A 15,982-nucleotide genomic window follows, 5' to 3' on the forward strand; every position below is an offset into this window, starting at 1 on the left:
AAGGGAATTCACGGTGGCGCAGAGGTCCGGCAAGGCAGTCAACAGCAAGGTGCCCAACGCCACCAGGCGCCTGCGCCTGGGGCTCGGCATCATGCTGACGCTCCTGCTGGTGGTGGGCGGCAAGCTCTTCCTTGTCCAGGGACTCGATGTAGGGGGCATGGCGGAAGCCGCCCTCAACAGCCGGATGAAGCAAACCGTCCTGCCGGCCGAACGGGGCAGCATCCTGGACTCCCGGGGCACGGTGTTGGCCAACAGCGTGATCCGCTACAACGTGGTGGTGGACCAGAGGGTCAACACAAAAACCGAGAACTTCAAGCGCCTGGACGACGCCAAGGAGAAGCTGGTTGACGTCAGCCGGGAACAAGGGCTGACGGAACTGGCTGCTGCCCTCGGCATGGAGAAGGACGCCATCCGCGAGGCCGTGACCGGCCAGCAGCCGTATTACATCGTGGCCAAGGACGTAAAGCCTGACGTCGAGGACCGCATCTCGCAGCTGCAGATTCCCGGCATCGTCACGGAAGGCGTCAGCAAGCGCGTCTATCCCAACGGCTCTGTTGCCGGCGGCATCATCGGCTTCCTCCAGGACGGCACCACCGGCCAGGCCGGCATCGAACAGACCCAGGACGAAGTCCTGAAGGGCTCGGACGGCAAACGGCTGTTCGAGATCGGGGCCGACGGCCTGCGCATCCCTGTGGGGGTGGACGAACTGACGCCGCCGCAGGACGGCAAGGACGTCAAGCTCACCCTCAACTCGGACCTCCAGTATTTCGCCCAGCAGGCGATCCAAAGCCAGTCGGACAAACTGGGCGCCGAGTGGGGCGTCATCATCGTGATGGACGTCAAGACGGGCAACCTGGTTGCCATGGCCGACACGAATTCGCCGGACCCGAATGACCCGGGCAGGGTGGCCGCCAAGGACCGCGGCGTCCGTGCCGTGACGGCGGCCTATGAGCCCGGTTCCGTGGAGAAGATGATGACGGCGGCCGCCCTCATCGAGGAAGGCAAAGCCAAGCCCCTCGATACCTTCACCCTTGGACCCACCTACACGGTGGACGGACAGACCTTCAGTGACTCTTTTGCCCATGGAACCGAGGAGCGGACCCTGGCCGGCATCCTGGGCTATTCGATGAACACCGGCACCGTCATGGCCGGGCAGCGCCTGAGCAAGGAACAGCGCTATGACTGGCTGAAGAAGTTCGGAGTGGGCGAGGCCCCGGATATCGGACTGCCTGCCACGGCCTCGGGCATCCTGACGCCTTGGGAACAGTGGGACGGCCGGCAGGAATACACAGTCCTGTTCGGGCAGGGCGTCTCGCAGTCCACGCTGCAGACCGTACGTGCGTTCCAGTCCATCGCAAACAACGGGGTGATGCTCCAGCCGCGCCTGATCGACTCCTACGTGTCCGCTGACGGAACAGAGGAGAAGGTTCCGGCCGCGGAACCGCGGCGGGTCGTCTCCGAGGACACCGCCCAGCAGGTCCAGGACATCCTCGAAAGCGCAGTCACCGAGGGGCAGATCAAGGACGCGGGCATCGACGGCTACCGGGTGGGAGCCAAGACGGGCACCTCCGAGTCTCCGTGCGACGACGGCAAGTCAGGGTTCTGCGGCTACACGGCCTCCATGGTGGGCATGGCACCCATGGATGATCCGCGGTTTATTGTGGAGGTGGTACTCCAGCGGCCCAAGGGAAGCATCTACGGGATTACCAACGGGCCGGTCTTCCGGTCGGTCATGAGCCAGGCACTGCGGACCTACAACGTCCAGCCATCAACTGGTGAACCGGCCAGACTGCCCCAGTTCGCCAAGTAACACCCCGGCAGCATCCGGAGCAGCCGCCGCTGCTACGGTTCATCCATGCCGGGCACGGTCCACTAGCACCATCGGAGATCCCTTGTCAGAGTTCAATCCGTCCCACCACAGTGCAACCCCGCAGGGACCTGCACAGGACGAACAAGCCCCGCAGGGACCTGCGCCGGTGGTATCGGGCCAGCCCCGTTTCCGGCCGTCCGTTGTTGATGCCGTCCGGCTGGACAGCATCGGCGAGGCGGTCGGCGTCACAGTTCCGGGAACCTCCGCCGGTGTGGCGGTGACCGGCATTTCGTTGAACTCCCGGACGGTGGAACGGGGTGACCTGTACGTCGCCCTTCCGGGCGCAACCCGCCACGGGGCCGACTTCGCTGCCCAGGCCATTGCGGCTGGAGCCGCGGCCATTGTGACGGACGACGCCGGTGCCCGCCTCCTTGCCCTGTCCTCCGACACGTCGGTTCCGGTGCTGGTGGTTGATGCTCCGCGGAACGCGGTGGGCCCGTTGTCCGCCATGATCTACCGCCGCAGCCGGGAGGGGGCGCCGCTGCAGCTGTTCGGCGTGACGGGCACGAACGGCAAAACCACCACCACCTACTTCATCACCTCGCTGCTGAGGTCCCTCGGCAAAAAGTCCGGCCTGATCGGCACCATCGAGATCCTCGCCGGCGGCCCACCGGTTCCGAGCGTCCTGACCACGCCGGAGTCCCCGGACGTCCACGGTCTGCTGGCGCTGATGCAGGAGAACGGGCTTGCTGCGGCTGCAATGGAAGTTTCCTCGCACGCCATCTCCTACCAGCGGGTGGACGGGGTGCAGTTCGATGTAGCCGGATTTACGAACCTCACCCAGGACCATCTTGACCTGCACCACACCATGGAGGACTACTTCGCCACGAAGGCCGAGCTCTTCACGCCCGCCCGTGCGCGGACAGCAGTGGTAACGGTCGACGACGAATGGGGGCGCCGCCTCGCAGGCCGCACCGGGGTGCCTGTCACCACACTCAGCACGGTGCCCGGGAACAGTGCCGACTGGACCGTCACTGGGACAAGGCCGCGCGGGCTTGGCACGGAGTTCACCCTCACCGGGCCCGGCCAAACCATCCTGAACGTCCACACGGGACTTCCCGGCAGCTTCAACGTGGCCAACGCAGCACTCGCCGTGGTGATGGTTATTGCCGGCGGAGTTGACGCCGCGACGCTGCAGGTTGCGCTGGATCAGGGCGACCCCTTCACCGTGGCGGTACCGGGGCGCATGCAGCTGGTCTCCGAGCAGCCCGCCGCCGTGGTGGACTTTGCGCACAACACGGACGCACTGGCCAGGGCGCTGGAAGCCGTCCGGTCCCCGGAACAGGGTTCCCGGCTGATCGTGGTGTTCGGTGCCACGGGCCAGCGCGACCAGGGCAAACGCCCCGCAATGGGCGCGATCGCCGCCCGGCTCGCAGACACCGTGATCGTCACCGACGACGACCCCCACGACGAGGACGCGGCAGCCATCCGCGCCGACGTCCTCGCGGGGGCCCTGGAAGCCCAGGCCAGCGAGTCCCTGCCCTGCCAGGTGCTGGAGGTTTTTCCCCGTGACCAGGCCATCCAGCGCGCCGTGGAACTCGCACGGCCCCAGGACACCATCCTGGTTGCCGGCCGCGGCCACGAGGTCTGGCAGGAGGTCAAAGGCGTCAACCTCGCACTGGATGACAGGGTGGAGCTGCGCAGCGCCTTGACAGCCAGGGGATTCAACGTTCTCCAAGACGACCGGATAGAGTCCTAGACCGAGATGATTGCATTTACTGCGGCGGAAATCGCCGACATCACTAAAGGGCGCCTGGACGCCGAGCCCGGGATCACGCCTCTTTCGGTGGTCACCGATTCCCGCGAAGCCACGCCGGGGTCCCTGTACGTCGCAAAACCCGGCGAGTACGCGGACGGGCACGACTTCGTCGAAGCCGCCTTCACCGCGGGCGCAACCCTGGCACTCGTGGAGCGCGCAGTAGCAGCCCCGGACGGTACTCCGTACCCCGCCGTGGTGGTTCCCGACGCCGTGCTCGCGATGGGGGCGCTGGCCGCGGAAGTTGTCCGCAGGATCCGCGCCGCCCGCGCGGAAGCCAACGACGACCTGACAGTTATCGGCATCACCGGTTCGGCCGGAAAGACCACCACCAAGGACCTCCTCGCCGGCATACTTTCCCGGCAGGGTGCCACAGTGGCGCCGCGGGGGTCCTACAACGGTGAAATCGGGGTGCCGCTCACGGTCTTCACCGCCGGAGCTGATACCCGCTACCTCGTGATCGAGATGGGTGCCACCGGCATCGGCCACATTGAGTACCTGGCCGAGATGGTCAAACCGGACATCGGCGTGGTGCTCGGCGTGGGGACAGCGCACGCCGGCGAATTCGGGGGAGTTGAGAACATCGCCCGTGCCAAGGGCGAACTCGTGGAAGGCCTGGCAGCCTCCGGGACCGCCATCATCAACCTCGACGACGAGAGGGTTGCGGAGATGCGCGCCCGCACCTCAGCGGCCGTCGTCGGATTCTCTGCCGAAGGCCGGCCCGACGCCGCCGTGCAGGCGCTCCACGCGGACACCAACGCGGAGGGCCACCCGGAATTCGACCTCCTCCTTCCCGGTGGGGACACGACCTACCACGTCAGCAGCCGGCTGATCGGCGCCCACCATGTCAGCAACCTGCTTGCCGCTGCGGCAGCTGCCTGGGCAGCAGGGGTTGCGGGCCCGGACATTGCCGACGCCCTGGGCAACCAGGCGGCAACCAGCCGCTGGCGCATGGAGCGCACCGAGCGGGAGGACGGCGTCACCGTCATCAACGACGCCTACAACGCCAACCCCGAGTCGATGCGCGCGGCCCTGCGGACACTGGCCGACCTCGGCCGCGGCAGGCGCACCTGGGCGGTCCTGGGCGCCATGCTCGAACTCGGCGAGGATTCGATCCGGGAGCATACAGCCGTAGGCACCCAAGTAGTGCGCCTCAACATTTCCCGGCTGGTGGTAGTGGGCCGGGAAGCCCGGGCCCTTTACGTATCTGCCGTCCAGGAAGGCTCCTGGGGAGACGAATGCGTCTTCGCCGAGACCGCCGACGACGCCTACGAGCTGCTGCAAGCGGAACTCGAACCCGGCGACCTGGTGCTGTTCAAGTCCTCCAACAGCGTGGGGCTTCGCCATTTGGGCGATCGGATAGCATTACCCCCACAAACCCCGCAGCCCGCCGACGAAAGGAGCACACTGCTGTGATTGCACTTTTGATCGGCGCCGGGCTGGCCCTCCTCTGCTCCCTGGTGGGCACGCCGCTGTTCATCCGGCTCCTGGTCCGCCGCGGCTACGGCCAGTTCATCCGCGACGACGGCCCGACGTCCCACCACACCAAACGCGGAACACCCACCATGGGCGGAACCGTGGTGGTGGCAGCGGTCCTGCTGAGTTACGGGCTGACGCACCTCATCATGCTCATGGTGAATCCGGATTCCCCAGGCCCTTCCGCCTCCGCCCTGATCCTGCTGTTCCTCATGGTCGGAATGGGGCTGGTCGGATTCCTGGATGACTTCATCAAAATCTCGCGGCAGCGCAGCCTGGGGCTCAATGCCAAAGCGAAGCTCATCCTGCAGGCAGCAGTGGGCGTCATTTTCGCCGTGCTTGCCCTCAACTTCCCCGATGAGGACGGCCTCGCGCCGGCCTCCACCAAGATTTCCCTGGTCCGGGACCTGCCCTGGCTGGACCTCGCCTTCGGCGGAACCGTGCTGGGCGCCATCCTCTTCGTCATCTGGTCCAACCTGATCGTCACCGCGGCAACCAACGGGGTGAACCTGACGGACGGCCTTGACGGTCTGGCTGCCGGGGCCTCGGTCATGGTTTTCGGCGCGTATACCCTCATGGGCATCTGGCAAAGCAACCAGGCCTGCGGGTCACCCCGGGAGGCCGGCAGCGGGTGCTACACGGTCCGGGACCCGCTGGATTTGGCCCTGCTGGCCGCCATCATGAGCGCCGCCCTGGTCGGATTCCTGTGGTGGAACACCTCGCCAGCCAAGATTTTCATGGGCGATACCGGCTCCCTCGCCATCGGCGGCGCAATCGCAGGTTTCGCCATCCTCTCCAGGACCGAACTGCTACTGGGAATCATCGGCGGGCTGTTCGTCCTGATCACCCTTTCGGTAATCATCCAGGTGGGTTACTTCAAGGCCACCGGCGGTAAACGCGTCTTCAAGATGGCACCGCTGCAGCACCACTTTGAACTGAAGGGGTGGGCTGAGGTGACGGTGGTGGTCCGGTTCTGGATCCTCGGTGGACTTTTCGTCGCCGTGGGCCTGGGAATTTTCTACGCTGAATGGGTTGTGCTGCTGTGACCGTTTCCCCCCGCCTCCAGGAGCTCGTGAGCTGGGATTCCGACTGGGCCGGGCTGCGGGTCGCAGTCACCGGCATTGGGGTCTCCGGGTTCGCCGCCGCTGACACGCTGATTGAACTCGGTGCCCGCGTGGTGGTGGTTGACGCCGCCACCAGCGACACTGCGAAAGCCCACGCCGATACCCTGAAGATCGTTGGCGCCGCCGACGTCCTGCTCGGGGATGACGCAGTGGCCCACCTGCCCAAGATCGACGGCAAGCTTCCGGAGCTGATCGTGACATCGCCTGGCTGGCGGCCCGACCAGGCCCTGCTCGCCGCCGCTGCACGTGCGCACATCCCGGTGTGGGGCGACGTCGAACTCGCCTGGCGGGTGCGCATGCGGGAAGGCCGCAAGACGGCGGACTGGCTGGCGATCACCGGCACCAACGGCAAGACCACCACGGTGGGCCTCACCGAATCCATGCTGCGCGCCGCCGGACTGAAGGCCATCGCCGTGGGCAACGTGGGTACCCCGATCCTGGATGCCCTCAGGGACCCGGTGGAGTACGACGTTTTCGCCGTGGAACTCTCCAGTTTCCAGCTGCACTGGTCCGAGTCGATCTCACCCGTGGCCAGCGTGTGCCTCAACGTCGCCGAGGACCACGTTGACTGGCATGGCTCCTACGACTCCTACCTTGCGGACAAGGCCAAGGTCTACGAACGCACCCAAAAGGCCTGCCTCTACAACGCCGAGCAGATCGAAACAGAACGCATGGTGGAAAACGCCGATGTGGTGGAGGGTTGCCGGGCGGTGGGCTTCACCACCCTTACCCCCGCCATCAGCATGCTCGGCGTGGTGGAAGGCCTGTTGGTGGACCGCGCGTTCATCGAAGAGCGGAGGGACAGCGCCGCGGAGCTCGCTTCGATGGCCGACCTTGGCGCCATTGCGCCGCGGCACATGGTGGCCAACGCCCTGGCGGCGGCAGGCCTGGTCCGCGCGTACGGCGTGGAGCCCAAAGCCGTGCGGCAGGGGATCCAGGACTATGTTCCCGGGGACCACCGCATCCAGCCGGTCGCCCGCCACAACGGAGTCCTGTGGATCAACGATTCCAAGGCCACCAACCCGCATGCGGCAGCCGCGTCACTCGCCGCATTCAACAACGTCATCTGGATCGCGGGAGGCCTCTCCAAGGGCGTGACCTACGACGACCTTGTGCGGGAGCACGCGCACCGGCTCAAGGCGGTGGTCCTGATCGGGACAGATACGTCCGCACTGGCCGGCGCCCTCGCGCGACACGCGCCCGATGTCCCGGTGATCCAGCCGGCGGCGGGTGACACTGAACAGGTGCAGACTGCTGCAACAGACGGCATCCAGGCCGGTTCCCCCGCAGCCGGGAAGCCGGTGATGGCCCGGGCGGTTGCGTCAGCAGCCCAGCTGGCCGGCTCCGGCGATACTGTGCTGATGGCCCCGGCAGCTGCTTCCATGGATCAGTTCTCTTCCTACGCTCACCGTGGTGACACTTTCATCGAAGCTGTCCGCGAGCTGGTGGAAGGGCAGGCCCAGACCGGCGAGGAGTAACAATGGTCAGCACGCCAACACGACCGCCGGCCCAGCAGCAGGCCGGCAAGCCACGTCCCGGTTCCTCGGCATCACCGGCCACCCGGCCTGCGACAGCCGTTACCCGCCTCCGTGCCGGCTACCGGAAGTTCTGGTCGGCCCTGGAAGGAACCGGCACCTCCAGGAACGGCTCCACCTACTACCTCATCCTGGGGTCCACCCTGGCGCTGACGGCGATCGGCATCATGATGGTGCTCTCCGCCTCCAGTGTCGAATCGATCGCCGCCGGGAAGTCCCCGTACGGGGACGCGCTGAAGCAGGGCATGTTCGCCGGGATCGGCATCTTCACCATGTTCGTCCTTTCCCGGGTGAACGTCGTATGGCTCAGGCGGCTGGCGTGGCCGGCGATCATCGCGGCCCTGGCCCTCCTGGGACTCGTGCAGCTTGTGGGCACGGAGGTCAACGGCAACAAGAACTGGATCGACCTCGGCGGCATCACCTTCCAGCCGTCCGAAGCGTCCAAGCTGGCCCTCGCGCTGTGGATGGCCACCGTCCTTGCCAGGAAGGGCAAGCTCCTCAGCCGCTGGCAGCATGTGGCCGTCCCCGCCGTCCCGATGGCCATCATCATCGTTGTGCTGGTCCTGGTGGGCAACGACCTCGGAACGGCCATGATCATCATGATGATTACCGCTGCCGCCCTCTTCTTCGCCGGGGCGCCCCTGTATCTCTTCGGCATCGCGGGCCTGGTGGCAGCCGCCGGAACAGCTGTCATGGCCGTGACCAGTTCAAACCGCATGTGCCGCATCACCTCCTGGTGGACCGGCGAGTCCTGCGCCGACGGCATCGACGCCAACTACCAGGCCACCAACGGGCTTTACGGGCTCGCCTCGGGAGGCTGGTTCGGCGTAGGGCTGGGGCAAAGCCGGCAGAAGTACAGCTGGATCCCCGAAGCCCACAACGACTTCATTTTTGCCATCATCGGCGAGGAGCTCGGACTGGTGGGGACCGTCGTCGTCCTCATCCTGTTCGCCATCCTGGGCGCGGCGATCTACCGCGTGGTGGTGGCGCAGGCGGACATGTTCCACCGGGTGCTGGCCGGCACCATCATGGTGTGGCTGCTGGGGCAGGCTACGGTCAACATGTCCGTGGTGACTGGCCTGATGCCCGTGATCGGCGTGCCCCTGCCGTTCATTTCCTACGGCGGATCCGCCCTGCTGATGTCGCTCTGCGCCATCGGGGTGGTGCTCTCCCTGGCCAGGGAGCAGATGGCCCCGTCCATCCGTCCCAAGCGGATGCTCAAGTTCAAGGCCAAGCCGGCGCGGAAAGACGCGGCCCGGAAGAAGACTGCAAGAAAGCGTGCCTAGCCCTCCATGACCTCCAAGACCCCATCCATCGTCCTGGCAGGCGGCGGCACCGCCGGGCACATCAGCCCGCTGCTCGCCATTGCCGCTGCCCTGCGGAGCGCATCACCCGATGCCGCCATCCTAGCCGTCGGCACGCCGTCCGGGATGGAAACCAGGCTTGTCCCCGCGGCAGGGGTTGAGCTGGCCACCATCGACAGGGTTCCGTTCCCGCGGAAGCCTTCGGCTGACCTCGTGCGGCTTCCCGCGCGCCTTGCCGGTGCCGTACGCCAGGCCGGAGCCATCCTGGACAAAGCTGCCGCGGACGTCCTGGTGGGGGTGGGCGGCTACGTGTGCACGCCCATGTACCTGGCTGCCCGCAAACGCCGCATCCCCATTGTCATCCACGAGGCAAATGCCCGCCCGGGCCTCGCAAACCGGGTGGGCGCCATGATGACCCACAGGGTCGCCGTCGCCTTCGCCAACACCCCTCTCCGGCATGCAGTCCACGTGGGCATGCCGATGCGTACCGAGATTTCGGGGCTGGACAGGGCTGCCTCCCGCAGCGCCGCCCGGCAGGCACTCGGCCTTGACCCTGCACGGCCGGCGCTGATCGTCACCGGGGGATCCTCCGGAGCGCAGAGCATCAACAGGACCATCGCCGCCGCCGTGGAGCGCCTGGCCGGCGCAGGCATCCAGACCCTGCACATCACCGGGCGCGGCAAGACCGTCCTGGACGGTGCCGGAAAGCCGCTTGCCGCTGACGGCTACCGTCAGGTGGAATACGTCGACGGCATGGAACTTGCGTACGCTGCGGCTGACGTCCTCCTGGCACGTTCCGGTGCGGCCACCGTCTGCGAAGTTGCTGCTGTGGGGGTACCCGCGGTCCTGGTGCCCCTGCCCATCGGCAACGGCGAGCAGGCACTGAACGCTGCCGGACTGGTTGCTGCCGGCGGCGCGCTCCTGGTCAATGACCGCGACTTCACCGCCGAGTGGGTGGACAAAGAACTGGTTCCGCTCGTGACGGACCAGGCACGGCTCGCCGCCATGGCAGCCAGTTCCTACCGGCTTGGCATCCGAAACGCCGATCAGCGGATGGCTGATCTCATCCTGGAAGCGGTGAAAGCATGAACCACGCAGCGATCCCCAGCCTCGAATCGCTGGGCAGGGTCCACTTCGTGGGCATCGGAGGCGTCGGCATGTCAGCCGTGGCCAGGATCATGGTGGCCCGCGGCGTACCGGTCAGCGGCTCCGACGCCAAGGACTTGCCCGTGATGGCGGACCTCGCAGCGGCCGGTGCGCGCATCGCCGTCGGGTATGCCGCCGCGAACCTGGGCGACGCCCAGACGGTCGTGGCAGGCTCCGCCATCCGCGCGGACAACCCCGAGATCCTTGCTGCCAAGGCGGCCGGCCTGCCGGTCCTCCACCGGTCCGAGGCGCTGGCCGCCACCATGGGTGGTGACACGGTGGTGACCGTCGCGGGAACCCACGGAAAGTCCACCACCACCTCCATGGTCACCGTCCTGCTGCAGGGCGCGGGACTGGACCCCTCGTTCGCCATCGGCGCCAACGTTCCCTCGCTCGGCGTCAACGCTGCCCATGGAAGCTCCGGGATCTTTGTGGCGGAGGCCGACGAGTCCGATGGATCCTTCCTCAACTACCGGCCCCGGATCGCCGTGGTCACCAACGTGGAGCCGGACCACCTGGACCACTACGGTACGGCCGAGGCCGTGTACGAGTCCTTTGACCGGTTCACGGCGCTGCTGCCCGCGGACGGGGTGCTCGTTGCCTGCGCGGACGACGCCGGCGCGCTGGCCCTTGCCGAAAGGACCCGTCAGCGGGGCACCGCCCGCGTGGTGCTCTACGGAACCGCGGAGGGTGCGGACCTCGTGCTGCACGACGGCGGTCCGGGCAGTACGGCCGTGTCCACACCGTCAGGCCGCTACCCGCTTGCCCTGCAGGTGCCCGGGCGGCACAACGCGCTGAACGCGGCGGCCGCCTTCGCCGTCGCCCTTGAACTGGGAGTTGACCCCGGCGTTGCGGCCGGCGCCCTTGCGCACTTTTCCGGTGCCTCCCGGCGTTTTGAGTTCAAAGGCGAGGGAAGGGGAGTGCGCGTGTTCGACGACTACGCCCACCACCCGACCGAAGTGCGCGCTGCCCTCGCCGCGGCCCGCTCCGTTGCGGGGGACCACAAGGTGCATGTCCTTTTCCAGCCGCACCTGTTTTCCCGCACCCGCGAATTCGCACAGGAGTTCGCTGATGCCCTCAACCTTGCCGACACCGCCCTGGTGCTGGACATCTATCCCGCCCGCGAAGATCCCATCCCGGGCGTGACCAGCCAACTCATAGCCGACCACCTGGACCAGGGCGGCCGGCTGGTGGCGGCCGCGGATGCCGTGGCAGTCCTGGCTTCCGCCGCGGCCGACGGGGACATTGTGGTGACCGCCGGCGCCGGTGATGTCACAGCCTATGGGCCGCAGATCGTCGAGGCGCTGCGTGGCTAGCACCCGCCGGCCCACCTACACGTCCACCGGCCGGGCCGGTGGAGGAGGCGGCGACGACGTCATTTCCGCATCCCGGAGTGTCCCGGAGCCCGCTCCAGACAAACCGCACAAGCCGAAGAAGCCCCGGCAGCCTGCCAAGGCCGGCGTTCCGGGCTTCGGCCGCGGCAAGGGCAAGGGGAACAAAGCGGAACCCCCGGCGGCGTCCGGCACGGCCGGGGCGAACGTGGTGGCTTTCCCCGAGCCGAAAGGAAAGCGGCGGAAGCGGAATATCCTGACCGCGGCCGGCATCCTCCTGGCCGTCGTGGCGGGGCTGCTGGCGGCGGCCATTTTTTCGCCGGTCCTGGCCGTCCAGACCATTTCGGTATCCGGGACGCACCTGCTGACCCCTGCCCAGGTGCAGGCCGCGCTTGAGCCGCTGCAGGGCAAGCCGTTGCCCCAGGTCACCGACGAAGAGGTGGCCCGGCTGCTCGAACCCCTGGTCCAGGTCAAGTCCGTGTCCGCGCAGGCGAGGCCCCCGTCTGGCCTCGCCGTGGCAGTGCGGGAAAGGGTTCCGGTAGCCCTGGTCAAGCAGGGGGAGCAATACCAGCTGGTGGACGTCGACGGCGTGCAGCTGGCAGCCACGGCCGATCCTGCGTCGGTGTCGCTCCCGGTGATCGACGGCGGCGCGGGCACCATCGGCCAGGATCTCTTCCGCGCCACGGCCGCAGTCCTGGGCGCCCTGCCGGCGGACGTGCTCGCCAAGCTCTCCAACGCCTCCGCCCAGTCGGTGGACGCGGTGGAACTCAAGCTCGTGGACGGCCAGACCATCATCTGGGGCAACGCCGGCGAAAAGGAACTCAAGGCCAAGGTCCTGGCCGCACTCCTGAAAGTTCCGGCCGACCCCAAGAACCCCGTCAGGGTCTACGACGTGAGCGTGCCCCGGCACCCGGTGACCCGCTGAGCGCTTTCTTTCCCGGTATTAATCCGACACGCGGAGCCGGTTATTGAATGTGGCAACCAGAGGAAATACCGTCACAGACATGAGTTACTTGACATAACTATAACCTTCAACTCGAAGGTTAAGGTTGCAGGCTTCAAGCTCTCCATCAGTTTTCGCAATAAGACACGAACAAGGGACACGTAACGTGGCAGCTCCGCAGAATTACTTGGCCGTCATCAAAGTCGTCGGCATCGGCGGCGGTGGCGTGAACGCAGTCAACCGCATGATCGAGGTCGGCCTCCGAGGTGTTGAATTCATCGCCATCAATACCGACGCCCAGGCCCTGCTCATGAGCGACGCGGATGTAAAGCTCGACGTCGGACGCGAGCTGACCCGCGGGCTCGGAGCAGGCGCCAACCCCGAGGTGGGCAAGCAGGCGGCCGAGGACCACGCGGATGAGATCGAGGAAGTCCTCCGCGGCGCCGACATGGTGTTCGTGACTGCCGGCGAAGGCGGCGGCACCGGCACCGGCGGCGCCCCCGTCGTCGCACGCATTGCCCGTTCCCTGGGCGCGCTGACCATTGGCGTGGTCACCCGCCCCTTCACCTTCGAAGGCCGCCGTCGCGCCGGCTCCGCAGAAGCCGGCATCGACGCCCTGCGTGACGAGGTGGACACCCTGATCGTGATCCCCAACGACCGCCTCCTGTCCATAAGCGACCGCAACGTTTCGGTGCTCGATGCCTTCCGCTCTGCGGACCAGGTGCTGCTCTCCGGTGTCCAGGGCATCACGGACCTCATCACCACCCCGGGCCTGATCAACCTCGACTTCGCGGACGTGAAGTCCGTTATGCAGGGTGCGGGTTCCGCGCTCATGGGCATCGGCTCCGCGCGCGGCGAGGACCGTGCGGTGAAGGCTGCCGAACTGGCCATCGCGTCCCCGCTGCTGGAGGCCTCGATCGACGGCGCCCACGGTGTCCTGCTGTCCATCCAGGGCGGTTCGGACCTTGGCCTGTTCGAGATCAACGAGGCCGCCCGCCTGGTGCAGGAAGTCGCCCACCCGGAAGCCAACATCATCTTCGGTGCCGTCATCGACGATGCCCTGGGCGACGAAGCCCGCGTGACGGTCATTGCCGCAGGGTTCGACGACGTCAAGGCCACCTCGCCGTCCATGGACCAGTCGCAGCCCCAGGTGGCGCCCCAGCGGCCCGCCGCTCCGGCTGCGGCTCCCGCCCCGTCCCAGGCCCCGTCCGGCGGTAACCACCAGGCGCACGTCCAGCCTGTCCATGCAGGAGTAGGGGCAGCAGGCCTCAGTAACTGGGGGCAGCAGCGCCCGTCCGCCGTTCCCGCTGACTCCGGCTTCGACGTGGACCTTCCCTCCGTTGTGGAACCTGACCTGACCGGCAGCCACTCGGATGACCTGGATGTCCCCGACTTCCTGAAGTAGGCCGCGGCTTGTTCCATTGGCGCGCCGAGATCCTGCCCGGGGTCTCGGCGGCGTTCACTGACAGCGGCGCCGGCAACCTCGCACTGCACGTGGGCGACGACCCCCGGGCAGTGCTGCGGCGCCGTGAACAGCTTGAGGCCGCCGCGGGTATCGGGCCTGAGGGCCTGCGGTTCATGGACCAGGTTCATGGAACGGCCGTTGCCGTGATGGAGCGGGCAAGCGCGGCCCCACAGGCGGACGGCATGGTTTCGCGCGGGCTGCCGCTCGCCGTCATGGTGGCTGACTGCATTCCTGTCCTGCTCGCCGGTGAGTCTGCCGACGGTCCGGTCCTGGCTGCCGTGCATGCGGGCCGGCCGGGCGTAGCCAACGGCGTCATCCCTTCGGCGGTGGACAGCATGAGGTCCCTGGGCGCTTCGGCCATAAAGGCCTGGCTTGGGCCCTCCATCTGCGGCAACTGTTACGAAGTTCCGGCGGCGCTGCGGGACGAGGTGGCCGCCCTCGTGCCGGCGACGCTGTCCACTACGTCCTGGGGTACGCCTGCGCTGGACCTGCCGGCCGGTGCCCGGAGCCAGCTGGAGCGCGCGGGGGTTGACGTCGAATACGCCGGTCAATGCACGTTCGAGACGGATTCGCTGTACTCGTACCGCCGAGACAGGAACACGGGGCGTTTCGCAGGCCTGGTCTGGTGCCATGGGTGAGCCTTCCGCTGACGACGGCGAGGCCGGCCGCCGGGATCCGCTCGGCGAGGATCCACGTACCACAGAGCTGTCCGGACGGCTGGAGGCTGTCAGGGGCCGCATCAGGGCTGCCGCCGCCGCGGCCGGACGTGCAGACGAGCTCCCCGCGCTGATCGTGGTCACCAAGTTCCACCCCGCCGAGGATATCCGGCGGCTCGCGTCCCTGGGGGTCACCGACGTCGGGGAAAACCGCGACCAGGAGGCGGCCGCGAAGGCGGAGCTCCTGGCCGACTGCGGACTCACCTGGCACTTTGTTGGACAGCTGCAGACCAAGAAGGCCAAGTCCGTGGTGCGCTATGCCGCCGCCGTCCATTCCGTGGACCGGCCCCAGCTCGTGGAGGCCCTGGCCAAGGCGGTGCGGATCCAGCAGGACAGCACCGGCCGGGCGCCGCTGGACTGCTTCATCCAGGTCAGCCTGGAGGACGACGCCGGTGCCCACCGCGGTGGCGCCGCCCCGTCCGACATTCCACTGCTGGCCGACCGGATAGCAGCAGAGGAGGGCCTTCGCCTGGCAGGCGTGATGGCAGTGGCACCCCTGGGCGCGCCGCCCGGACCCGCCTTCGAGAAGCTGGCAGGGTTGTCGGCAATGCTGGTGGCACAGCATCCCGGTGCCAGCGCGATCTCCGCCGGCATGAGCCAGGACCTTGAAGCGGCCATATCCTTCGGGGCGACACACCTGCGAATCGGTTCCGATATTCTCGGATCGCGTCCCCCGGTGGGGTAGCGTCGGTCCTATTGGAAGTGATGGGCGGGGGACTCCAGTGCTGTCAAGTCATTGGGCGGCCCGCATAAGGGACACGATTAGGAGTCGACCATGGCCGGCGCTCTGCGCAAGACAATGATCTATCTTGGGCTCGCCGACGGCGATGAGCATTACGAGTCCGAGCACCAGTCAACACGTAAGGATGAGGACGAAACGATGGAAGCTGACCGCGAGGAGCGCCGTGCACCTGCACCCGTCCGCGAGGTCAGCCGCGAAACGTCCTACGCCCCCGAAGAGGAATACCGCGCCCCAGTGACTCCGATCAAACGAGCGGCCTCGAGCCGCGAAGAAACCAGCGGACTGCGCCAGATCACCACGATCCACCCCCGCTCCTACAACGATGCCAAGCTCATCGGCGAGAGCTTCCGGGACGGCATTCCGGTGATCATGAACGTTACGGACATGGGGGAGGCCGATGCCAAGCGCCTGGTGGACTTTTCCGCAGGCCTGGTTTTCGGACTCCGCGGGAGCATTGAGCGGGTCACCAACAAGGTCTTCCTGCTGTCGCCGTCGTACGTCGAAGTCATTGGCGATGACAAGAAAGCCAGCGAAACACAGGCAAGCTTCTTCAACCAAAGCTGAGCACCAGGTG

13 protein-coding genes are annotated in these 15,982 nt (G+C 67.1%); all 13 read left to right on the forward strand.

Going from position 1 to position 15,982, the window contains the following annotated elements:
• The first annotated feature begins 13 nt into the window (after positions 1–13).
• Positions 14–1,810 (forward strand): penicillin-binding protein 2, encoded by a 1,797-nt coding sequence (locus KTR40_RS07515; protein ID WP_228405755.1) that lies wholly within the window; start codon positions 14–16, stop codon positions 1,808–1,810.
• Between the two features lie 82 nt (positions 1,811–1,892).
• Positions 1,893–3,569, forward strand: coding sequence for a UDP-N-acetylmuramoyl-L-alanyl-D-glutamate--2,6-diaminopimelate ligase (locus KTR40_RS07520; RefSeq protein ID WP_370633178.1), 1,677 nt, complete (start codon positions 1,893–1,895; stop codon positions 3,567–3,569).
• Positions 3,570–3,575: 6 nt separating this feature from the next.
• On the forward strand, positions 3,576–5,042 hold the full coding sequence (gene murF, locus KTR40_RS07525) for a UDP-N-acetylmuramoyl-tripeptide--D-alanyl-D-alanine ligase (RefSeq protein WP_228405756.1): 1,467 nt from the start codon (positions 3,576–3,578) through the stop codon (positions 5,040–5,042).
• Positions 5,039–6,148, forward strand: coding sequence for a phospho-N-acetylmuramoyl-pentapeptide-transferase (gene mraY, locus KTR40_RS07530; protein ID WP_139028854.1), 1,110 nt, complete (start codon positions 5,039–5,041; stop codon positions 6,146–6,148). The genes murF and mraY overlap by 4 nt, the downstream gene beginning before the upstream one ends.
• Positions 6,130–7,704 carry a UDP-N-acetylmuramoyl-L-alanine--D-glutamate ligase gene (murD, locus tag KTR40_RS07535; protein WP_228405757.1) on the forward strand — a complete coding sequence of 525 codons (1,575 nt, stop codon included), beginning with the start codon at positions 6,130–6,132 and terminating at the stop codon, positions 7,702–7,704. Before mraY ends, murD begins: the two co-directional genes overlap by 19 nt.
• 2 nt (positions 7,705–7,706) lie before the next feature.
• Complete coding sequence (gene ftsW, locus KTR40_RS07540; RefSeq protein ID WP_139028856.1) at positions 7,707–9,047, forward strand: putative lipid II flippase FtsW; 1,341 nt, start codon at positions 7,707–7,709, stop codon at positions 9,045–9,047.
• A gap of 6 nt (positions 9,048–9,053) precedes the next feature.
• Positions 9,054–10,154, forward strand: coding sequence for an undecaprenyldiphospho-muramoylpentapeptide beta-N-acetylglucosaminyltransferase (gene murG, locus KTR40_RS07545; protein ID WP_139028857.1), 1,101 nt, complete (start codon positions 9,054–9,056; stop codon positions 10,152–10,154).
• Complete coding sequence (gene murC / locus KTR40_RS07550) at positions 10,151–11,527, forward strand: UDP-N-acetylmuramate--L-alanine ligase (protein WP_228405758.1); 1,377 nt, start codon at positions 10,151–10,153, stop codon at positions 11,525–11,527. Before murG ends, murC begins: the two co-directional genes overlap by 4 nt.
• Positions 11,520–12,467 carry a cell division protein FtsQ/DivIB gene (locus KTR40_RS07555; protein WP_228405759.1) on the forward strand — a complete coding sequence of 316 codons (948 nt, stop codon included), beginning with the start codon at positions 11,520–11,522 and terminating at the stop codon, positions 12,465–12,467. The genes murC and KTR40_RS07555 overlap by 8 nt, the downstream gene beginning before the upstream one ends.
• Positions 12,468–12,651: 184 nt before the next feature.
• Positions 12,652–13,890 (forward strand): cell division protein FtsZ, encoded by a 1,239-nt coding sequence (gene ftsZ, locus KTR40_RS07560; protein WP_228405760.1) that lies wholly within the window; start codon positions 12,652–12,654, stop codon positions 13,888–13,890.
• A gap of 8 nt (positions 13,891–13,898) precedes the next feature.
• Positions 13,899–14,588 carry a polyphenol oxidase family protein gene (locus KTR40_RS07565; RefSeq protein ID WP_139028861.1) on the forward strand — a complete coding sequence of 230 codons (690 nt, stop codon included), beginning with the start codon at positions 13,899–13,901 and terminating at the stop codon, positions 14,586–14,588.
• Positions 14,581–15,351 (forward strand): YggS family pyridoxal phosphate-dependent enzyme, encoded by a 771-nt coding sequence (locus tag KTR40_RS07570; RefSeq protein WP_228405761.1) that lies wholly within the window; start codon positions 14,581–14,583, stop codon positions 15,349–15,351. Before KTR40_RS07565 ends, KTR40_RS07570 begins: the two co-directional genes overlap by 8 nt.
• 90 nt (positions 15,352–15,441) lie before the next feature.
• Complete coding sequence (locus tag KTR40_RS07575; protein WP_139028863.1) at positions 15,442–15,972, forward strand: cell division protein SepF; 531 nt, start codon at positions 15,442–15,444, stop codon at positions 15,970–15,972.
• Positions 15,973–15,982 lie beyond the last annotated feature (10 nt).

This window comes from Pseudarthrobacter sp. L1SW, from assembly GCF_020809045.1.
Classification (GTDB): Bacteria; Actinomycetota; Actinomycetes; order Actinomycetales; family Micrococcaceae; genus Arthrobacter.